The organism is Clostridium sp. ATCC BAA-442, assembly GCF_964239415.1.
Lineage (GTDB): Bacteria > Bacillota > Clostridia > Oscillospirales > Oscillospiraceae > Flavonifractor > Flavonifractor plautii.
In genome coordinates this window covers 30,381-50,209 of record NZ_CAXSQB010000001.1, presented here as the reverse complement: position 1 = coordinate 50,209, position 19,829 = coordinate 30,381, and the positions used below count along the sequence as shown (strand labels likewise).

Annotated in this window: 17 protein-coding genes, 1 tRNA gene and 3 pseudogenes; 4 read left to right on the top strand and 17 right to left on the bottom strand. The window is 55.2% G+C overall.

Annotation, left to right across the window (positions count from 1 at the left end; genetic code table 11):
- Position 1 precedes the first annotated feature (1 nt).
- The 13 genes and pseudogenes from ACESY8_RS00265 to ACESY8_RS00205 form a co-directional block, all read right to left on the bottom strand.
- Positions 2 to 550, bottom strand: a complete 549-nt coding sequence (locus tag ACESY8_RS00265; protein ID WP_369848299.1) for an MT-A70 family methyltransferase — start codon at positions 548 to 550, stop codon at positions 2 to 4.
- 18 nt (positions 551 to 568) lie between these two features.
- Entirely contained in the window at positions 569 to 1,369 is an 801-nt protein-coding gene (locus ACESY8_RS00260; RefSeq protein WP_054338795.1) for a DNA-methyltransferase, read from the bottom strand.
- Positions 1,359 to 1,913: a septation protein SpoVG family protein gene (locus ACESY8_RS00255; protein WP_082382872.1), complete on the bottom strand. Its 555-nt coding sequence runs from the start codon at positions 1,911 to 1,913 to the stop codon at positions 1,359 to 1,361. Before ACESY8_RS00255 ends, ACESY8_RS00260 begins: the two co-directional genes overlap by 11 nt.
- 22 nt (positions 1,914 to 1,935) lie before the next feature.
- Positions 1,936 to 2,211: pseudogene (locus ACESY8_RS00250) on the bottom strand (VirB6/TrbL-like conjugal transfer protein, CD1112 family); the annotation flags it as partial.
- Positions 2,212 to 2,313: 102 nt separating this feature from the next.
- Positions 2,314 to 4,146 (bottom strand): reverse transcriptase domain-containing protein, encoded by a 1,833-nt coding sequence (locus ACESY8_RS00245; protein ID WP_434307687.1) that lies wholly within the window; start codon positions 4,144 to 4,146, stop codon positions 2,314 to 2,316.
- 653 nt (positions 4,147 to 4,799) lie between these two features.
- Positions 4,800 to 5,390, bottom strand: a pseudogene (locus ACESY8_RS00240) (VirB6/TrbL-like conjugal transfer protein, CD1112 family); the annotation flags it as partial.
- A gap of 12 nt (positions 5,391 to 5,402) precedes the next feature.
- Entirely contained in the window at positions 5,403 to 5,615 is a 213-nt protein-coding gene (locus ACESY8_RS00235; protein ID WP_054338793.1) for a Maff2 family mobile element protein, read from the bottom strand.
- A gap of 111 nt (positions 5,616 to 5,726) precedes the next feature.
- On the bottom strand, positions 5,727 to 7,556 hold the full coding sequence (locus ACESY8_RS00230; protein WP_204681440.1) for a VirD4-like conjugal transfer protein, CD1115 family: 1,830 nt from the start codon (positions 7,554 to 7,556) through the stop codon (positions 5,727 to 5,729).
- Positions 7,543 to 8,004: a PcfB family protein gene (locus tag ACESY8_RS00225; protein ID WP_369848301.1), complete on the bottom strand. Its 462-nt coding sequence runs from the start codon at positions 8,002 to 8,004 to the stop codon at positions 7,543 to 7,545. The genes ACESY8_RS00230 and ACESY8_RS00225 overlap by 14 nt, the downstream gene beginning before the upstream one ends.
- A gap of 71 nt (positions 8,005 to 8,075) precedes the next feature.
- Positions 8,076 to 8,786: an antirestriction protein ArdA gene (locus ACESY8_RS00220; protein WP_054338792.1), complete on the bottom strand. Its 711-nt coding sequence runs from the start codon at positions 8,784 to 8,786 to the stop codon at positions 8,076 to 8,078.
- Positions 8,786 to 9,127 (bottom strand): DUF7768 domain-containing protein, encoded by a 342-nt coding sequence (locus ACESY8_RS00215; protein WP_054338791.1) that lies wholly within the window; start codon positions 9,125 to 9,127, stop codon positions 8,786 to 8,788. Before ACESY8_RS00215 ends, ACESY8_RS00220 begins: the two co-directional genes overlap by 1 nt.
- Before the next feature lie 229 nt (positions 9,128 to 9,356).
- Positions 9,357 to 12,626, bottom strand: a complete 3,270-nt coding sequence (locus ACESY8_RS00210) for an S-layer homology domain-containing protein (protein WP_243427576.1) — start codon at positions 12,624 to 12,626, stop codon at positions 9,357 to 9,359.
- A 63-nt stretch (positions 12,627 to 12,689) separates the two neighbouring features.
- The gene (locus ACESY8_RS00205; protein WP_434307691.1) at positions 12,690 to 14,147 is read right to left on the bottom strand and encodes a ParB/RepB/Spo0J family partition protein; all 1,458 of its coding nucleotides are present in this window, start codon (positions 14,145 to 14,147) and stop codon (positions 12,690 to 12,692) included.
- A gap of 296 nt (positions 14,148 to 14,443) precedes the next feature.
- Between ACESY8_RS00205 and ACESY8_RS00200 the strand changes: the two genes are divergently transcribed.
- Positions 14,444 to 15,040 (top strand): DarT ssDNA thymidine ADP-ribosyltransferase family protein, encoded by a 597-nt coding sequence (locus ACESY8_RS00200; protein ID WP_162231856.1) that lies wholly within the window; start codon positions 14,444 to 14,446, stop codon positions 15,038 to 15,040.
- Positions 15,041 to 15,079: 39 nt separating this feature from the next.
- Positions 15,080 to 16,099: a type II toxin-antitoxin system antitoxin DNA ADP-ribosyl glycohydrolase DarG gene (darG, locus tag ACESY8_RS00195; RefSeq protein ID WP_204681439.1), complete on the top strand. Its 1,020-nt coding sequence runs from the start codon at positions 15,080 to 15,082 to the stop codon at positions 16,097 to 16,099.
- A gap of 120 nt (positions 16,100 to 16,219) precedes the next feature.
- On the opposite strand, the gene ACESY8_RS00190 is transcribed toward darG, so the two are convergent.
- The gene (locus ACESY8_RS00190; protein WP_164468432.1) at positions 16,220 to 16,372 is read right to left on the bottom strand and encodes a hypothetical protein; all 153 of its coding nucleotides are present in this window, start codon (positions 16,370 to 16,372) and stop codon (positions 16,220 to 16,222) included.
- A 137-nt stretch (positions 16,373 to 16,509) separates the two neighbouring features.
- On the opposite strand from ACESY8_RS00190, the gene ACESY8_RS00185 reads away from it, so the two are divergent.
- A tRNA-Ala gene (locus ACESY8_RS00185) sits at positions 16,510 to 16,591 on the top strand.
- 114 nt (positions 16,592 to 16,705) lie between these two features.
- Here ACESY8_RS00185 and ACESY8_RS00180 read toward each other — a convergent pair.
- The 3 genes and pseudogenes from ACESY8_RS00180 to ACESY8_RS00170 all read right to left on the bottom strand — a co-directional run.
- Entirely contained in the window at positions 16,706 to 17,191 is a 486-nt protein-coding gene (locus ACESY8_RS00180; RefSeq protein ID WP_007490401.1) for a hypothetical protein, read from the bottom strand.
- 141 nt (positions 17,192 to 17,332) lie between these two features.
- Positions 17,333 to 17,764 carry a TetR/AcrR family transcriptional regulator gene (locus ACESY8_RS00175; protein WP_434307692.1) on the bottom strand — a complete coding sequence of 144 codons (432 nt, stop codon included), beginning with the start codon at positions 17,762 to 17,764 and terminating at the stop codon, positions 17,333 to 17,335.
- A 6-nt stretch (positions 17,765 to 17,770) separates the two neighbouring features.
- Positions 17,771 to 17,947: pseudogene (locus tag ACESY8_RS00170) on the bottom strand (TetR/AcrR family transcriptional regulator); the annotation flags it as partial.
- 217 nt (positions 17,948 to 18,164) lie between these two features.
- Here ACESY8_RS00170 and hcp point away from each other — a divergent pair.
- Positions 18,165 to 19,781 carry a hydroxylamine reductase gene (gene hcp, locus ACESY8_RS00165; RefSeq protein WP_054338787.1) on the top strand — a complete coding sequence of 539 codons (1,617 nt, stop codon included), beginning with the start codon at positions 18,165 to 18,167 and terminating at the stop codon, positions 19,779 to 19,781.
- The last annotated feature ends 48 nt before the right edge of the window (positions 19,782 to 19,829 follow it).

The following is a 19,829-nucleotide window of genomic DNA, read 5'->3' as shown; positions in this document are numbered from 1 at the left end:
TTCAATCACCTCCAGTTTGGGACAAAGTGTCCCAAAGGCCCGCCGAGGGCTCCACCTCGTTCCCCCACACGTCCCAGCCGGGCGGTGACTGCCGGGCAAACAGCTCCACACGGGGTACGTCCCCCATGAGGGCCACGATCTTCTCCCGTGCCTCGTCCGGTTTCCGGCTGTGTTCCCGGATGGGGGAAATGATGAACTGGTGGACGTTGGCCGCCTGCCGCCTGGGATGGCCTCTGGTCGCCAGCAGGCACACCTCCGCGTTGCCCCTCGTCCAAAAGCCCAGGCCGTAGAACCAGCCCTCGGACTTGCGGTTTTGTTTCAGCCATACAAAGGCCACGGTCTTGTAGGTAAAGCCCCAAGCCCGGATGAGCCGCAGGGCCTCCGGGAGCTGGGGAAACGTGGCCCACAAAAAAAGCGCGCTGTCCGGGGCGGCCAGTTCCGCCACCGGGAGCGCGCATAATTCGTTGATACTCATGGTTGGGTAATGGTGCTCCGCCGCCCCCTGCACCCTCTTGGCGGAATACCGCCAGGGTGGGTCGGCGTAGATCACAGAATATTGATTGATGGCTCACACTCCTTTCCCGCCCCGCGCCACTGTCTCCTCCGCCTCGCGGATACGCTGGACGGCGGTGCCGAAGATGGCCGGGGCTGTTTCAAAACAGATGTAGCGGCGGCCTGTGTTGACGGCGGCCACCGCCGTTGTGCCGGAGCCAGCGCAGATGTCTGCCACCAGCTCGCCGGGCCGGGTGTAGGTACGGATGAAATACTCGCACAGTTCCACCAGCTTTTGCGTTGGGTGGATGGTGTGCTGGACAGACGCAAAGGCCAGCACGTTCCCAGGGAACCGCCGTCCGTCCGGGGAGCCGTTCCCGCTGGGGATATATTTACCGTAGTTGGAGCTGAGAGAGCCCTTCTTGCAGATGCGCTCATAGGGCTTGCCCTGCTCGAACTGCGGTTGGTACAGCGGGAGCTTTTGGTAGAACACCAAAATATTCTCCGTCTTTTTCAGCGGGGCCCGCCGGGCGTTGAGAAAGCCGGTACACCGGCTCTTGTACCACACCCACTCATAGCGGAGCATTTTTAGATTGGACGCCCCCAGTATTTTGTCATAGGGGCACTGGGCGAAGAACAGGATCGCCCCGTTGGGCTTTACCGCCCAGCGTACCGCCTCCCACAGCTCGGGGAGCGGCAGGGGTACGTCCCAAAAATTCCGGGTGGTGCCGTAGGGCGGGTCGGTGAGCAGCAGGTCAATCGAGTGCTGGGGCAGGGAGCGCAGGCCCGCGATGCCGTCCATGAAGTAGATGCCGGACTCCACCGGGGCCGCCGGGCCGTTTGGGACACTTTGTCCCAAAGGGGCCCTATCTGTCATCCCTGGCCTCCTTGCCCTTGTCCGGGGCCGGGCGCTCCGCGTTGGCCTTGTCCGCAGCCTGGGCCGCCTGCGCCAGCTGCTCCCGGATGGGGGCGGGGCGCAGGGCCTTAACACGGGCCACAAGCTGCTCCACTGCCGCGTTGTAGGCATCCACAGTGAGGGCGTCCAGCCGCTCCTGCAGGGCCCGGCTCGTTACCCGCGTCGTGGCCCGGTAGCCGCTGCGCGTCCGGTTGGACTCCTTGCTGGGGGGACTCAGGAACATCCCGTTCTTGCCGTCCACCACTTTGAAATCGTCCACCACGATGCCGCCGATATTGACGCTGGCATAGCCCCGCAGGGAGCCCATCGGCTCGATGGGCCGTACCGTCACTTCAATGGGCAGCGGAGCAGCCTCAATGGATTTTTCCACACGGAGCTTTACCGCCTCGTCAATGCTGATACCCTGGCTCTCCGCCAGCTCCGCGATGGGGGCCTCAAACAGCAGCCGGTTCATTTCCTGGATGGCAGCGTCCTGGGTGATAGGGGCCGCCTGGTTTTTTGGCATAAATCAATCCTCCTTCAAAAGTTTAGTGGGCCCCGAAGATACTCCGGGCGATGCTGCTCGTCTTGAATAGCATGAAACACAAGAGCACCGTGTAGCCCATAGCCCCCCAAATTGCGCCGATGGGGTCGCCACTGGTGGCGATGCCCTGGACGAGCACGGCATAGATCGCCACGCACACCAGGATGAGCAGCCCCTGGAATCCCACGGCGAATAGGGACTTGATGTAGTTCTGCCCCATGCCGCCCAACTCCCGGTTGGCAAGGGTCGCCATCGGCAGCGGGGCCAAACTGGACATGAGTAGGGTAAGAACCCGGCGCCTTACCATATCACTATGGCAGGTTTCCGAGAACTCCCCTCCGAACCGGACTTACACCTCTCGATGTATCCGGCTCTCCAGATGTCAGTCTAACTTTCCTGCGTGTAACTTATCGTGACAGTCAATGCAGAGTGCCATTGTCTTGCGCTTACGCCCAATCATGGCGATTTCCCATTGTTTTCTGCCACTTAAATCTTTGAGTTTTCGTATATGGTGTATTTCAAGCGGCACATTCTCTGCGCCACACCACTCACACCTGTTTGCTTGCAGTCTTTTTATAAGGCTATTACGCCCATAATTCTCAAAAATTCTTGCTACTATATCAGGATTTCCGCTTTCTACTTTAGTGTCCCGGCGGAACCCATTATTGTAAAACAATACCTTTCCGACCTTGCCGTTTTTCTTCGGATATTCCACAACAAAATCTTTTCCTTGACGGTACTTGCGGATAATTCTGCTGATTCGTGTCCGATATTTTCCAGCAAAGGTTTTGAGCATACTGTATCTCATTACATAGTAGAAGTTGTTGAGTACAGACACGTTGTTTGCAAGTCGGTAGTAGTTATACAATCCACGGATTTCTGCGTTGTACTGGTTTAGGATTTCCAAATCGTCCAAGTGCAACAGGCGAGTGCGCCGGACAGGTTCCCAAACCTCTTTGTTTCCATTTTGTTTGTCGTATTTAATCTTGAGGGCATTGTAGGAGAACAGTCGTTTTACCCACTTATCATGGGGAACATAGAGCAAGACTTTTCCATTGTTTACCCGTCTGGTAGCCCCGGTTTTGGTCTTTTTGTTGTGTTCGCCTTTGGCGATTGTGACCTCATATCCCAAGAACTTCGCAGCGTCGTGTCCATGAGTAATCAATGTCTTTTCCTCGGACATTTCCAGATGGAGTTTGTCCCGGATAAAGCAGCCTACATCTTGTTTAATCTGTTCTGCGTCCTCTTTGCTGCCGATAACTCCAATTAAGAAATCATCGGCATATCGGATATAGCAAATCCGTTTATAGCTATCGTCCATCTGGTCGCTATACGGCATAGATTTCAGACTACGCCGCAGTTCCCGGATTTCTGCAATTAGACCTTCTTTTTCTTCCTCGCTCATTTTAGAGAGATTTCTTTTAAGCCTTTGTTCTTTCCCCCGGCAGACATCCAGCTTCTTCTTGAACGCAGGATTGATTTTACGGCGGTTTCCGCAGTTGAATTTCTCTGCATACTCTGCCATATAGCTATCCAGTTCGTTCATGTAGATGTTTGCAAGGATAGGGCTGATGATGGAGCCTTGCGGAGTGCCGGAATAAGTATTGTGATAATTCCAATCCTCCATATATCCAGCTTTCAAGAACTTCCAGAGCAGACCGATGAAATGTTCATCTGCAATCCGCTTTCGCAAAATAGCAATCAACACATGATGGTCTACGTTGTCAAAACAGCCCTTTATATCTCCCTCAACGAACCACTTTGTCCCCGTAAAATATTTCTGCACATATTTGAGTGCCGTATGACAGCTTCTGTTTATACGGAAACCGTGGGAATAGTCGCTAAAGGTTGGCTCATAAATACTCTCTAAGATGAGCCGCACCACCTCCTGTATCAGTTTATCGTCGAATGACGGTATCCCCAGAGGACGCATTTTCCCATTGGATTTCGGGATATACGTTCTCCTTGCCGGGTTAGGCTGATAACTAAAATCCCGCATCTTTTCAATGAGGGCGTTTATCCTTGCCATTCCCATTCCGTCAATGGTTTTGCCGTCTGTTCCGGCTGTCATGTTGCCTGGTTTCGCCTGTATCCGCTGATATGCCAGCAGATAGAATTGTGGATTGTACAGGTTGCGGTATAACCGCTCGTACTTGTAACTCTTGTTACACGCCTTGGATTTTAGGCTTTCCAACACATTTTCAGGACTTCTCATAATGCCTCACGCACCTTTCCTTTTTATGAATTGGTTGACATCCTGCCTCCCTTCGCCATGTAGACGGCTTTCCCGCCCTCGGACTACTACGGAGGCTCCGTTGCCATGCTGGATATTCAGCGTCATCTTTCTTGGGTTTTTACCCCTTGAAATTTATCGCCTTGCGGCATTACGCATAGCCGGATAGTTCCGGCGTTCCGGTTTAGGCAATCTCCAGTTAGACACTTTGGGATAAGCGTATTGTGATGTCGGTAGTGGATTTTCGTCCTTTTCCGCTTACTGCGGCTGGCTGTCATAAGTATCGTGCGGTCTGTGTTTACCTGTCACATTCCGCTATGACATACGGCGAATACAACCATCCTGCGCCGCCGGGTCGAGTATCCCGCCTCGGACTACCCTTAAAGCAGTTTAGCCTTGCTCCTCATTCACAATGTTGCGTCTTGCCGCTCAGTCGTGGGTAGATGGTTTTCCCAACTTGCGATTTTTCCGATACGCTATTGTCCCCCTTGTGGTTTCCCTCCGGGGTAAATCGGATGACGCTAAAGTGACGCTTTTCACGTCTTTGATACTTTTCTTTACCGGCTTGCTAAAGCCGGGTTCCCAAAATGCCCGCACACCGCCTTTGGATGAAAAGCGGCGCTTCTGGACGCGCCGTAAATTTCCAGCATACGGCCATACACGATGACAAAGATGATGATGTTCAGCGCGAACATACACACCTGGATGAGAATGGACTGCATGAACAGCCCCAGCAGGGAGCCGATGCCCATGCCCTCCAGCGTGGTTTCCAACTCTGCCAGCATATCCGCCGAGATGTCTGTGGAGCCCTGGACAAGCCCGCTGGCATCCGCGATGACGCTCTGGCTCACGTCGAACACCGCCATGACAATATTGAAAGTGTTGGAAAGAATCAGGATGGCAATGGCCGTCTTGAACATCCACTTGTAGATGTTCGCCACGTCAACCTCGTGCATATTGTTCTTTTCCAAAAGCATCTGAATGAGCTCATAGGTGGCAACAAAGGTCAGCACCATGCCCGCTATCGGCAGGATCACCGTCTCGGAGAGCTGCCGGATCAGGGAGAACACCCCGGCGTTCCACGCCGCCGGGGTGGTTCCCACCTGTGCCGCCACGTCCCCGACTGAGGCGTTCACGTTGTCAAACAGCCCGCCCAGGTTTCCCATGATGCCGTCAATGAGCAGGTCTTTCAGCCAGCCTGTGAGCCAGTCGGTGAGAAAATCCATAGGCGGCCAGCCTTAAAACAGGGTGCTCAGAACAGGGATCAGGGTGGTGCCCAGCAGGATGATGCCGCCGCCGGCCATAAGCTGCTTAATTCCCTGTGACTTGGAGCCGGGGTTGTCGGAACCATAACCTTCCAGCAGGTTCACGACGCCCCACACGCCCAGGCCAGCGCCCAGAGCCACAACAAGGGTCTGCAAAGTAGTGATCGCGGAACTGAAAAACTCCATAAAACCTCCATTTCTCCGGATAGTTCCGGGCAAAAAATTAAGCCGCCAAAACTGGCGGCGCTGCCTTGGGACACTTTGTCCCAAAGGAACAATAATAAAAAGGTATCTATCTTAAAAGGCGTCCGGGTCGTCCACATCGTCATAGTTGAGGATGTCCTCGTCCTCCTCCGTGAGCGGGATCGGCTCGTCCACCTGGAACACCTCGCACACCTCGTCCAGACCGGGCCGCCGCCTACGGCGGATCAGCTTGTCCAGGTCAAAGGCGTTGCGCTTTTTGTCCGCCTCCGCCGTAAACTTATAGTTGGGGTGGCGTTTCAAATCGTACTTAGGGGAATAGAAGGGCGGCAGGCCCCGGAGCTGCAAGATGCACCTGTCACCGGGCATGGTGGCAAGCTCACTGGGGGTCATCAGCTCTCGGCCCAGCCGCTGGGTGTTGAGGTTATAGCTCTCGGACTGGCCCTTGGAGCGCCCGTCCGTCTGCATATAGATGGTGGCCTTGCCCAGCCAGTTCTCCGAGATCTCCTTGATGGTGGAGCTCTCGCGGCCTCCCAGGAACACCACGGAATCCATGTTGCCTAAAATGGTTTCCGCGTGTTTGTCATAGATGGCCTTGCACTGCGCTAACTGCTGGTAAAAGAGCGTCAGCGACACCTCCCGGGAACGGATGACGGCCACCAGCTTTTCCAGGTTTGGCACCTGTCCCGTGTTGGCCGCCTCGTCCCACAGCACCCGCACATGATGGGGCAGGCGACCCCCGTACTTGTTGTCCGCCCGCTCACACAACAGATTGAACATCTGCGAAAAGGCCAGCGCCACCAGGAAATTGTAGGTGCTGTCGGTGTCGCTGATGCAGAAAAAGGTTGCTGTGCGCCTGTCGCCCATGCGGTCAAGTTCCAGTTCGTCATAGGCCATGATCTCCCGGAGCTGGGGGATGTCAAAGGGGGCGAGGCGGGCCCCGCAGGAGATCAGGATGGATTTTGCCGTCTTGCCGCTGGCCAGCTTGTACTTTTTGTACTGCTTGACCGCAAAGCAATCCGGCTTTCGCTTTTCCAGGCCCTTGAACATATAGTCCACCGCGTTCATGTAGTCCTCGTCGTTCTCCTTGACCTCCATGCCGGAGATCATATCCACCAAAGTATTCATATTCCTGTCCTCCGGCGGGCCCTCGAAGATGATATAGGCGATGAGAGCGCAGTAGAGCAGCGTTTCCGCCTTTGTCCAGAACGGGTCACTTTCCTTGCCCTCGCCCTTGGTATTGGCAATCAAGGTATTCACAAACTTTAGAATGTCCGCCTCGTTGCGGACGTAGGCCAAGGGGTTATAGTGCATGGATTTTGAAAAATCAATGCTGTTGAACACCTTGATTTTGTACCCACGCCGCTGTAAAAAAGAACCGACTTGGGACAAGACGCTGGATTTTGGATCTACACAAACATAGGAAGAATGAGCCTGCAAAAGTTGGGGGGTCAGCCAGAACCGGGTCTTGCCGGAGCCGGACGAGCCCACCACGCAGGCGTTGAGGTTGCGGGCGTTGGCGGGATTTTTGGGCCGGGTGTTCATGGTGAGCAGTTCCGTCCCGGTGAGAATGACGTTGTTCTCAAACTTGGGATCGGTGAACGGCTCAATATCTCTGGGGCCGCCCCATCGCGCCGAACCGTACTCCTCATCCCGGCGGAACTTCTTTGCCCGCTTTGCTTTGGCGTACACCACCAGCCGGAGCGCCGCCGCCCCGACGATCCCCACCAGCCAATCAAAGGGGTGGAGCCCCGGGGCGAGGTCGGCAAAGGCCGGGCCGATGGTCTGACCCAGGCCGATGAGCTTGTGGGCGAAGTCCGCGCCGGGGGCCAGCCGGTAGGCGGTGCCTATTTTCAGAAAAGCCCACAAAAAGAACAGGTAGGGCAGGTTGGGTAAAAGGATTTTCTTGACGTTACCGATCTTCATGTACCATCTCCTTTACGCGCTCCTGCTCACGGTGGGGCTGCTGCCGCACCTGCTCCTGGGCGTTTTTTAACTGCTCCATGATGGGCGTCTTGCGGGATCTCCCCCGGCGGAGCACCAGATGGGAATACTCCGAGAAACAGGCGGAAATGGCGTCCGCCTGGCCGGATTTGAAGAACAGCAGGTATTTCCCCTCTTTGGTCTTGTAGAAAGCGTAGTCCACGTTCATTTTGCGGGCCACCCGGTCAAAGAGGGCCGGGGCCTCCACGGGGGCGCTGTTCGTGTTCGCACCGTGGGCCATCAGTTTCCGTACCGTCTGCCTGCCGTGGGGTGTTTGGTGGGCTTGGTGCGCCTTGCGAATCTGCCGCCCCGCCGCCTGCAGCGCCAGGGCCAGCGTCCGGGTGGTCAGCTTGCCCGCCTTCACATAGACCGCTATGGTGCGCCGGGACACTTCCTCGTCTACCAGTCAATCACCTCCTCCAGATATGACAAAAGCCCCTTGGGACAAAGTGTCCCAAAGGGCTACCGATCCTCACGGGCATTGGTGGGCGGATGTCTCTCCCCCTCTAAAGAGGAGCGGTCTATCACTTCTTGATAGGCTGCCATCTGCTCCCGGATATTGAGCCGGGGCAGGGCGAATACCTTGTGCTCGGCAGGGATGTCCTGGATGCCGTGATAGACCTCCGTAAAATCCCAGCCGCCCCGCACATAGCCGCCGGGGGCAAAATGCCCGTTCTCATTGATACGGACATCCCGCCCGTATGCCTCGTAGTCGATGTAATCCACCAGTTTTTCCGGCACCTGGACAGCCTCAAACTCCTGGAGATACAGCCGTCCCAGGGCTTCCTCGTCCTCCACGTCGGGGTAAAAATCGTAGCAGTCCAGATTGTACGTCAGGTTAATCAGGTCTTTCACGTCGGAGGTGTGTTCTCCGCCGTCAATGATGGCCTCAAACTTCTCCAAATCGCTCTGGCTCATTTCCGAGAGCAGACAGGCCAAATGATTGAGTTCGTCGATATTCTCATACTCAGTGAGATAGTCATAGAGCCCCAGCACATCGCCGTCAAAACTGGTAATGAAGAACTCCTGGTAGCGTACCCCGTCCACGCCGATGCGCTTTAGGAGGGCTTGCACCTCCTCCGTGGTGGTAGGGAAGTTCAGCGTTTCGCCTGCCATCTTACCTTCGGTGTACTTGCCAAGGTTGGTGATATACGCCTCAAAGAGCGAGGGCATCAGCGTTTCCCCTGGCCTTTCACCGTCAAAATGCCTTCCAGGGTGGTGGCCGTGATCCCCAGCCGCTGGGCGATGGCGATGTCGTTTTTCATTTCCTCCGTGACGATGTGGCCGCAGACCACCAGCACCCGGGAGCGCCGGAGCAGGTCGCGGCCAATGTCGATGCCGTCCTTATGCTCCTGGGGCACCGGGTCATTGAGGAACAGGGGCAGAAACAGCGTGGGGCAGATGGGGGCATAGCCCGCCTCGTAGACAGCCCGGCAATACTGCGCCGCCTGCTCCGCGTTGTCCGCTATGTCGCCCTTCCAAGGGGCGGTGATATAAGCAAGGGGTCTTTTCATGTTCAGATACCTCCTGTTATACATTAAAATGTAGATGCTCTTTGGGATCGTTCAGCCCACCCCCATCCCCCCCCCACCCCCCCCCCCCCCCCCGCCGCTCTGCGGCGGCTTGCCCTTGACTGCCCGCTCCCGCCTGCGCCGGAAGGACGGCGGCGACGGGGGATATATACCGCCAGAGCTCCGGGATGGACGAGCACAAAAGCCTTGGGACAAAGTGTCTCAGGGCTCCTTACTTCTCCTGCCAGACCTCGGGATCGCCGGACACGTCCGCCTCGTGGTGGTTGGACGCCTCCAGAATGTCATAGTAGGCCCAATGGCTGCTGGGCACGTCCGGGAAACGCACCAGCCCACGGGGGCCGCTGGCGATGTAGTCCTGGTCGGCCTCGCGCCCCAGCAGGCGGTTGACGATGGTAACGACCTCCGCGCGGGAGATTTCATCCTCCGGCTGGAACGTTCCGTCCTCATAGCCTACCACCCAGCCGTGCCGGGCCGCGTCCTCAATGTAGCCCGCCGCCCAATGGCCGGGGGACACATCCCAAAAGTCCTGGTAGTCCTCCATGATCTCCTGGTCGCCGTCCCCGTAGGCATCAAAGAACCGCACCGCCATAGCCGTGAATTCGGCGCGGGAGATGGGCTCGTCCCCGTGGAACAGGCCGTCCGTGTAGCCCACCGCCACGCCATAGCGGGTCAGGTAGGACACATACCCGGCGTACCACGCATCGGCGGGCACGTCCGGGAAGGTAGCGGTCGTGGGGGCGGTGATGGGCTCACCCAGGCGCTGGGAGAGCAGGCGGGCAAAGATAGTGGCCGCCTCGCTGCGGCGCATACTCCGGCCCGGCCCAAAGGTGCCGTCCGTGTAACCCACCACATAGGCCCCGTGGGTCTCCAGCTCCGCCACCTCGGGCACGGTGAGCTGGCCCGCCTCATCGGTTTCGCCGCTTTCCCGCTGGCCCAGGTCGCCCTTCACGATGACAGACAGGCCCTCCTGGGGCTGGCGCTCATGGTCGGTAACAGTGACGGTGATGCGGTTGTCCTCGTCCATGTCCTCGCCGTCCGGCAGGGTGACGGTGATATTGCCGGTGGAGCCGATGGAGATACCGGCGTCCGGGATCGGGCGCTTGGTTTCATAGTCCTCCACGGTGACGGTCAGCGTCCAGCGGTCGCCGTCCTCGTCCTCCCAGCCCACGGTGCCCTTGCCGTCCTCGTTGGTGGAATCCGAGCCGCCGGGGACAGTGAGCTGCCCGGCGGTATCCGTCTTGCCGCTGCTGAAATTGTCGTTGCGGTCAGTGACGGCGATACCCATGCCGGAAACAGGGGACTTGTCCTTGACGAGCTGGACAAGGATGGTGGTCTGGTCGTCATAGTCCAACAGGCGGCCAGAGGGCAGCCGGATGGACAGGGACTCATCCGCGCGGAGCGTGACGGTGGCCCCGGCTACGGGATTTTTGGTATCGGTGTCGCTGACCGTCACCAGATACCCACCCACAATGGCCTCGCCGTGTTCGTCCGTGGTGGATTGATTGTAGATCTTCTCGATTTCCTCGGTTTCCACCGTTTCTCCGCAGACCTCGCACTCCTTATGCCGGGAGCCCTCGGAATCTGTGGTGGGCTCCACGTCTACAATCCAGTCGCTGGGGGTGTGGCCGGTGGGGTCAGTGTAGTCCCCGTCATAGGTATCGCCGCAGCGGGAGCAGATGTAGGTGGTATGGCCCATGCCCTCGCAGGTAGGCGCGATCACTTCCTCCTGGTAGTCGTGGCCCAGGGCGTTGGCAATCACGGCCCCGCACTTCTCGCAAAGCTGGGGCTCGGTGCAGGTAGCGGGAGCGCCGGGCACATGGCCCGCCGCCGCGTCGCCCTCCAGACGGGTGGCCCCGCAGCGGACACAGGTGTACTCGGTCATACCCTCGCCGGTGCAGGTGGCATCGGTGATCTCCTTGCCCTCGTCCCAGCTATGGCCCAGGGGGTCGGTGTAATCCGTGATAAAGCTGGAGCCGCAGCCCTCGCAGAGATGGATGGTCTTGCCGCCGCCCTCACAGGTGGCCGGGGTGGTCTTGCTCACATAGTTGTGGGCCAGCGCCGGGGTGATGTCCTCGATATGGCGCTCCCCGCAGACGGCGCACTCCCGCAGGGTGTAGCCGGGGCTGGTGCAGGTGGCGGAGATGGTGGAAATAGAGAACTCATGCTCCCCCTGGGGGATGGAGGTCTCCTTGGTATCGCCGCACCGCTGGCAGATGTCCAGGGTCTTGCCGGGCACCTCGCAGGTGGCCTCCCGGATGACAGAGCTCTGGTAGGCGTGGCCCAGGGCCGCCTCATAGTCCCGCTTTTCAATCATGCCGCACTCGACACAGAGATAGCGGTCATAGCCCAGGGTCAGACAGGTGGGGTCTACGCTGTCCAGCAGCGTCCAGTTGTGGTTCTCGCCGCACCCCTTATCATCGCAGCAGCAGCCGTCACAATCCGGGTTCTGGCAGCCGCAATCGGGATTGCCACAGCCGCAGGAGCAGGAGCCGTCCCCGGCAACTGTTTCGTCACGGAGATGTACAAAGGCCACGCCGTCCTCCACCATGTTGGTGTCCTTAAAGGTGTAGGTGATTTCATAATACACGGGATAATCCCCGGCCTCCGTGTAGTTGGGGGCCGAAGTCAGGGTGCAGGAGCCTGCCTCGTTGCCATAGCGGATCGCCGTGGTCACGCCCGCGTCGGAGAGATCTGACACGGTGACGGTGTGGGGCTGGCCGTCCACCACGCCGAAGTAGTCCGCCACGACACTCTTTGCGGCGGTGTAGGCGGTTTCGGAATAGCCGCAATCAGCACAGGTGTCCATTTCCACAAAGCGGTCATGGGCCAACTCCGGGCGGATGCTGCCCTCCATGTGGTGGCGCTCCAGGGTGGAATTTTCCTCCTTGAACGTGCCATAGCAGAACGCGCAATACTCCCCGCTAGTAGTGGTGACGCGGTGATACTCGCTGTCTACCTGCTCAATGGTCTGCGTTTCCGGCAGTTCCTCAAAGAAATCCGCTGCGCAGTCATAGAGCCAATACACATTTTTACCACAGGAGTAATTGGTGGCCCCCATGTTGGTATTGAACGTGCCGCAAGTCTGGCACACCGCTTTCGTCCAGTGGTAGCCGGTGTAGTAGGCATCCTTGCCGGGGGTGCCGTCCAGCAGGTCGCCCTTGCTTTCCCCGTCCAGGCAAGTACCATCTGAATACTTGACGTTGCGGGTCAGGGCTGTTTCCCCGTTGCGGGTGTACTCCGGCACGCGGAACACTTCAAACGAAGTGGCCTGCCCGCACTCGCAGCAGTTAAATGTTTCAATCGTCACCACCGAATTGGCATCCAGTTCGTTGGTGCGGTTGAGCGCCTCAATCCAATTCTCTGCCGGATTGTGATAGTTGTCCTCCTGAGCGGCAAAGGCGCTGGGCACCATGCCGATGCACAGCACCAGGGCCAGCACCAGCGCCATGAGCCGCCTGGGGGTATGGTGATAAATGTTCAAAATCGCACCTCCTAATATAATGTAGAAATGAAGTAAGCCCTTGGGACAAAGCGTCCCAAAGGCTTACTTCTCCAGTTCCGCTTTCTTCTCAGGTGGCTGCTTTTCCTTCCACTCGTCCAGCAGCGCCACGATCTGCGCTTTCATCTGCTGGGGAGTGACCTCCTGGCCAAAATATTTATTGAGTTCCTGTGTGCTGATAATCACTTGATCGACCTCCTTCTTTTCCTCGCTTAAAATTCCATCAATGACATCTCCGTTGAGCAAGCCCTTTTCATCCAGTTCCCGGAGCTTTTTTGCCTGGGATACAGAGGGCGACGCCTGCTCCCCCTCGATGGACACCGCGATGAGCCGCTGATTTTTGGGCCGGATATAGGACAACTCCACAGCGGGGGTAAAGGCGATTTTCTTTGCGGGCTTGCCGTCCGCGTTTATTGCCGTCCCATCCAGCCTATCTTTCAGCTCCTGCACCAGATAGTTCAAGCGGATCAGCCGCATGACCTTTTTATAGTTTAGGCCATTCCGGGCACCCACAATCTCCGTTGAACGTTTACCAATATCGCCCTCGGCAACATTTTGGAGTTTGACCCCCCGGTGGGAAATGGCATCCACCTGCTGTTGGAGTGCCTTGGCTTTCTCCGTGGGGAGGATATGATCCCGGTGCCGCAGGTTATCGTCTGTCATAGCCAAGATGGCCTCGTCATCCGTCATTTCACGGACAATGCAGGGCATATTCCGAAAACCGGCCAGCTCACTGGCCTTTTGGCGTCGGTGGCCCGCAATGATCTCATAGCCGCCACCCTCACGGGGGCGGACAAGGGCGGGCTGGTTCACGCCGCCGGTCTTGACGCTCTCCACCAGGGATTGCATCTCCGCATCCTCCCGCACCTTGAAAGGGTGATCCTTAAAGGCGTGGAGTTCGGAGAGGTCAAGGTAAACGACCTCCTCCTTGGTGGCGCGGGTGGCGTCCTTCAGCCCAAAGGCGGCCTCTACATCTGCGGCAGGGGTATCCCCCTCAACGGCGGGAGCATCAGCGGCAGAGCCGCCTCCGGGAGCGTCCCGCTCAGGGGCGGCCTTGCCGCGCTTGCCTCGGGACACTTTGTCCCGAACCTTGCCCGATGGATCATCCTTATCCTGAGTGGCCTCCTTGGGCTTACGCCCACGGCGGGGCTTGGGGGTATCCGGCGATTTGTCTGTTTGCTCCCCCTTGGCCGCCCCATCCCGGGCGGCGGCAAAATCCACTACCTTCCCAGCGGGGGCCTCCATACCGGGAATCGTGGTCTGCTTGTCCTCCGGCAAGGACTTATCAAGGGGCTTCTTTCCCTTGGGCGGGGTATCCTTCCCAGCGGCGGGAGCCTCTTTATCCTTGGGCACGTCCTCCCTGACGGGAGCGGGCTGCTCCGCCGTAGAGCCGGAGATTTCCTTGTTCTCGGGGGGCTTTTCCGCTGCGGGAGGGGGCGCTGTCTTAGCTGCGTCCTCCACCGCAGGGGGCTCCGTCTTTACCGGGGCGGGCTGTTCCTCCACAGGCGGATCGGCCTTAATAGGCTCTGTGTTCCCAGCCTTGGGGGGCTCGTTTACTTTCCCTGAATCGGGAATATGGTTGTTGTCAGGCAATCAAAAACCTCCTTTTCGTGAAATAGAAAAAGCCAGCCTCATGGCTGGCCAATGGGCGACTATCGCCTCCTTTCAGATTTTTATCAAAAAACGCCGCCTGTAGTCCAGTTAGGCAAAAGCGAATTCAATATAATGATTGACGCTTTCTTGGAATTCAGCTATGATATACTTGTCACTTAATCTTTAATGCTATGGAGGCGAGTTTTATGGGCACTGCTCCAAGTCAAGGGAAGTTATTGTATCATATTACTCATATTGACAATATTCCTTCAATTTTGGAATATGGTCTAATGCCTCGAAAAGAACTGGAAAAACAAGGTGGAGCAAAGTTCTACGATATCGCAGATCCAGAGATATTAAGTAAACGAGAATCATATAAAAGTGCATTGTCTAATTATGTTCTTTTCCATTTTTATTCTAAGAATCCCTTCGATGGTCGTATATGTAAAACTTATGGCGCAGAGAATATGGCAATAATTACAATTTCTAGAGATCTGCATAAAACAAATAAGTTTTATATCATTCCTTCCCATCCATTAGATAAAGACGAACCAGACATCTATCCGTATGATGAAGGATTTAAGTTAATCCGCTGGGACATTTTAGATAGAGAAAGTGGACGAGATTATCGCGACCCAGAGATTAAGAAAGCTTGTATGGCTGAATGTGTTGTGCCATATAACATTCCATGTGAAGCCTTCTCTTGTATTTTTGTTGCAAGTGAAGAAACTAAGAGGAAAATAATGCAAGCGCCAAATTCAAATCGTGTGCGAATAACTGTTAATGCCAGAATGTTTCCGTAAACTAGTTAAAGTTATATAATTTAGAGGGGAGGTGTCTCTGTGCTTTTTTACACGACTGGAGATTTACTTCAATCAAATGCCGATGCCCTGGTCAACACAGTAAACTGTGAAGGATATATGGGAAAGGGTATAGCTTATCAGTTTAAGTTGCGATTTCCGGAGAATAATGTTGACTATATTAAGGCGTGCAAAAATGGACAATTAAAGCCCGGAAAACTTCATTATTTTAGAGAGTGTGGAAAGATTATTATTAACTTCCCCACAAAGAATAAATGGCGTGAAAAATCCAAGATTGAATATATTGAAACTGGATTGGATGAATTATTGATATTGATTAGTAAGCTCAACATTGAAAGCATTGCGATACCTCCTCTTGGCAGTGGAAACGGAGGGCTCATATGGACAAATGTAAAAGAAGTTATTGTCGACAAGATGCAGCCTGTTGCACAATTCGTTGATATATATATTTATGAACCATCAAAGAGTTTTTCTTCTTTGCCTGTGCAAGAACCCAAACTCAGCGCATCAGCCCTTGTGTTAATGGAGATAAAACACCAGTTGCATCAATTTAACAAATTTAGATTACAAAAAGCAGCGTACTTCGTAAATGTTTTCTCCCACAAAAAATATTTTGGCTTCTCCGCATATAAATATGGGCCATATGATCACTCAATCGATGTTATAAGTCAAAAAATTCGTGAATTTCAGAAATATCATAAAACACAGACCACAGAAGAAGCAAAGATCATTTTATATAACAAAATAGTAAGTGAATCTGTAAATAATACAATAAACGATTTGTTTATACCCATTCAGAAAGCTTGTGACTTTGTTAATGCTATAAAGAGTGATCACGAATTGGAGTGTTTATCCACTATCTGCTTTTTAATTGAGCAAACTGGTAGTATGACACCGGAAGATATTATTATTGGGTTTAAGAATTGGTCTGAAGAAAAATCTAAGCGTTTTTCTGAGCAAGAAATCTTGAGTGGTATTCATAAATTGTATGTAGCAGGTGTTATTGAAAAAAGCTTAATTGGATATCATCTTGTTGCATAGGTGATTTTTAAGCGACTCTGAGATATTAACAATATCTCTCTAAGATTTTAGGGCGATCTTATTTGGATAAGCCTTTTGCGCAACAGCTTTGACCGCGATATTAGGTTTTTCCTGCGACCTTTATCCCGCATTTTTCATCCGGACCAGCCATCGTAACTTCAACAAGATGTCTTCCATACTTTCGCCACTTTTATTGTAGTAAGGTTCCACAATAAAAACACATTTTCCAAATTGATACCAATATGGCTCATCAGGTATGTACTCTTTTTCCATATTACACCCTCTTTCTCTTGTAGGACATCAGAATTATATCATAATCAGCAGGAAAGAGAGTATAGGCCGATTAGCTTCGGCCACAGCAGCGGTGGTGACAGACTGCGTATTGAAGCGCATCTCCGAAGCCCGGTTACGGGGGTATGTAACCGATGGACTCAGGAGAGCGCTTGAATGGCATTCAAGAGGTCAGCGGTTCGATCCCGCTTATCTCCACCAAGAGACTTGCTTTTATAAGGCAAGTCTCTTTTTTTGCTAAAAAGGGAGGCGTTCGTGTATACGCCTCCCTTTTGGTGAAATTATTTTCTATGTATAGGGTTCTGGAACAGAGTCTCACTTCGTTGCAAAGCAGTTCATAAAAAATTCTGTAAATGCCGCCAGTTCCTTCTCCTGAGACACATAGACATACAATGTTTCGTCCTCCAACCAGTCATAGGCGTGGATGCCAATATAGCTTTTCTTATCAGGATAGATAATGAATGCGTCAGTGGGATATTTATTTCGATATGCCTTCAAAATTTCGGAGCGGCGGTAATAGACCGGCTCGCCGCAGCCGGAAAGATCCGGGACCGTAGGAACGACTACAATTGTCTGACTCTCCTCATTCCAACCGACCAGCAGATTCCCAATCTTTGTTTTACTCCCGTGGACGAACCCATAGTTGAACCGGCTTACATCCTCGGTATAACCAAATATCAACCTGTAATCCTCCCCGCCCCCTACTGCTTGGTGAAACAGCGCACGCATTTTCTTTGCATTTGCATCGCTCTTTTCCATATCAATTTCCGGTCCCTTGAACAGTTTGCTAAAAAACCCCATTGCATACTCCTCCTAAATATATATCATATAAAGAACACTCAAATAAGAATTAAATTTATAATTTATCTTTATCTATAGCAGACTTAAATCCGCCCGAATCCGACATCGTACTTCAATATCCGGACGGATTTTCCAATTCCATCAGTCCTGCTCTTTCAATATCTCCAAGGCATCTGCGATCGCGTTGATCTGAAACTCCACCGTTTCATCGGCGGCCTCTGGCACAAACAGCGGAAGCGTGTCCGGGATCGCCCTGCGTATGACCATTACCGTGAGGCTCAGATTGGTAAACAGGCTGATATTTGCCCGATTCGCCCTGATTCCAAAACTCTCCAGTATGGTTCCAAACAGGCGGGCCTGCTTTTCGCGGAACATCTGACAACTCTCTTTGGACAGGCGCTTAAAAATGAGCTGCTGCTCCTCGATGGTCAGAACCGCGATCCCATTCTTCTCGCCATAGCAGCAGGCATGGAGGAATTGCCTCACCCCATCACGCCAGCTCAGAGCAGGATCTGCCATCAGCTTTCGCGCATATGCCACAATTTTGGGCTGCTGGAGGTACAGCGTCTCCACGATCAGATCCTCCTTGGTCGGGAAAAAGGAGTAGAAAAACGTGCGTGATATCCCAACCCTTCTGTATATCTGCTCAACGGTTGTATGCTGAATCCCCTGCTTTGTCATCAGATCGAGTCCGACCCGAACCAATGCCACCCGGATACGCTCCCGTTCCTCCTCCGAATAAGCGACCCTAGGCATCCCGTCCACCCCCAATAAAGACAAATTAAATAGTTTATTTTTATTTTAACACACTGGGAGTCCGTTCTCAAGAGTCTTTTGGGCCTTTGTCCGTTCGGTCGGGCCACTTTCCACAGCAAATCCCCTTTTCTGTTGCAATTACAACATACATTCCCCCGCGCCTCCGCTATACTTGCGGACAGTTCCAATACTTCCGCCCGTACAAGGAGGACTTTACATGTTTTGTTATCAGTGTCAGGAAACCGCCGGCTGCACCGGCTGCACCCGGGCGGGCGTCTGCGGCAAGAGTGCCCGCACCGCCGCGCTCCAGGATTTGCTCATCTATGTGACCCGCGGTCTCTGCCAACTCACAACCGCCCTGCGGAACCAGGGCGAGGCCATCATCCCGGAGGACGACCGGCTGGTGACCGAAAACCTGTTTGTAACCATCACCAACGCCAACTTTGATGATGACGCACTTCAGGCCCGCATCCGCGCCACTCTGGAGCGGAATGCCGCCCTGCGCTCCCGGCTGGACGGGGCGGGGCTGTCCGCCGCCGCGCGCTGGGACGGCTCCGGTGACTGGGACGACAAGGCCCAGGCCGTTGGCATTTTGTCCACTGCCGACGAGGACATCCGCTCTCTGCGGGAGCTTATCACCTACGGGCTCAAGGGCATGGCCGCCTACAATCACCACGTCAACGCCTACGGCAAGTCCGCCCCCGGCGTGGACGCCTTTCTCCAGGCGGCCCTGGCCAAGACCCTGGACGACTCCCTCACCGCGGAGGAGCTGACCGCCCTCGCCCTGGAGACCGGCAAGTACGGTGTGGACGTGATGGCCGCCCTGGACGAGGCCAACACCAGCGCCTACGGCCACCCGGAGGTGACCCGGGTGAACCTGGGCGTGCGGGATAACCCCGCCATTCTGGTCTCCGGCCACGACCTCCACGACCTGGAGCAGCTTCTGGAGCAGACTGTGGGGACCGGCGTGGACGTTTACACCCATGGCGAGATGCTACCCGCCCACTACTACCCCGCCTTTCAGAAGTATCCCAACTTTGTGGGCAACTACGGCAACGCCTGGTGGCAGCAGAAGGAGGAGTTCGAGGCCTTCCGCGGCCCCATCCTGCTGACCACCAACTGTCTGGTGCCCCCGAAGGACAGCTACAAGAACCGGCTCTATACCACCGGGGCAGTGGGCTTTCCCGGCTGCCCCCACATCGGGGCCGACCGCCAGGGACACAAGGATTTTTCCGCCCTGATCGCCCACGCCAGGCGCTGCCCCTCCCCCATTGAGCTGGAACAGGGCACCCTGGTGGGCGGCTTTGCCCACAACCAGGTGCTGGCTCTGGCCGACCAGGTGGTGGAAGCCGTCAAGAGCGGTGCCATCCGCAAGTTCGTGGTCATGGCTGGCTGCGACGGCCGGGCCAAGAGCCGCGATTACTACACCGAGTTCGCCAAGGCCCTGCCCCAGGACACGGTAATCCTCACCGCCGGATGCGCCAAGTACAAGTATAACAAGCTGGAGCTGGGCAACATCAACGGCATCCCCCGGGTGCTGGACGCGGGCCAGTGCAACGACTCCTACTCCCTGGCTGTCATCGCCCTCAAGCTCCAGGAGATCTTCGGCCTGGACGACATCAATGACCTGCCCATCGTCTATAACATCGCCTGGTATGAGCAGAAGGCGGTGATTGTCCTGCTGGCCCTGCTCCACCTGGGCGTGAAAAACATCCACCTGGGCCCCACCCTGCCTGCCTTTCTCTCCCCCAACGTGGCCAAGGTGCTGACAGATACCTTCGGCATCGCCGGCATCGGCACTGTGGAGGAGGATCTGAACCGCTTTTTCGGCTGATCTCCCTCCTGCGGCGGATACCACTCTGGTATCCGCCGCCGCCTGTCG

What these genes read in the sequence shown, in the direction of transcription:
- ACESY8_RS00235 (WP_054338793.1), bottom strand. Translation starts at nt 5,615, where the DNA reads ATGGAGTTTTTCAGTTCCGCGATCACTACTTTGCAGACCCTTGTTGTG.
- hcp (WP_054338787.1), top strand. Translation starts at nt 18,165, where the DNA reads ATGTTTTGTTATCAGTGTCAGGAAACCGCCGGCTGCACCGGCTGCACC.
- ACESY8_RS00260 (WP_054338795.1), bottom strand. Translation starts at nt 1,369, where the DNA reads ATGACAGATAGGGCCCCTTTGGGACAAAGTGTCCCAAACGGCCCGGCG.
- ACESY8_RS00190 (WP_164468432.1), bottom strand. Translation starts at nt 16,372, where the DNA reads ATGGAAAAAGAGTACATACCTGATGAGCCATATTGGTATCAATTTGGA.
- ACESY8_RS00200 (WP_162231856.1), top strand. Translation starts at nt 14,444, where the DNA reads ATGGGCACTGCTCCAAGTCAAGGGAAGTTATTGTATCATATTACTCAT.
- ACESY8_RS00230 (WP_204681440.1), bottom strand. Translation starts at nt 7,556, where the DNA reads ATGAAGATCGGTAACGTCAAGAAAATCCTTTTACCCAACCTGCCCTAC.
- ACESY8_RS00255 (WP_082382872.1), bottom strand. Translation starts at nt 1,913, where the DNA reads ATGCCAAAAAACCAGGCGGCCCCTATCACCCAGGACGCTGCCATCCAG.
- ACESY8_RS00245 (WP_434307687.1), bottom strand. Translation starts at nt 4,146, where the DNA reads ATGAGAAGTCCTGAAAATGTGTTGGAAAGCCTAAAATCCAAGGCGTGT.
- ACESY8_RS00180 (WP_007490401.1), bottom strand. Translation starts at nt 17,191, where the DNA reads ATGGGGTTTTTTAGCAAACTGTTCAAGGGACCGGAAATTGATATGGAA.
- ACESY8_RS00215 (WP_054338791.1), bottom strand. Translation starts at nt 9,127, where the DNA reads ATGAAAAGACCCCTTGCTTATATCACCGCCCCTTGGAAGGGCGACATA.
- ACESY8_RS00220 (WP_054338792.1), bottom strand. Translation starts at nt 8,786, where the DNA reads ATGCCCTCGCTCTTTGAGGCGTATATCACCAACCTTGGCAAGTACACC.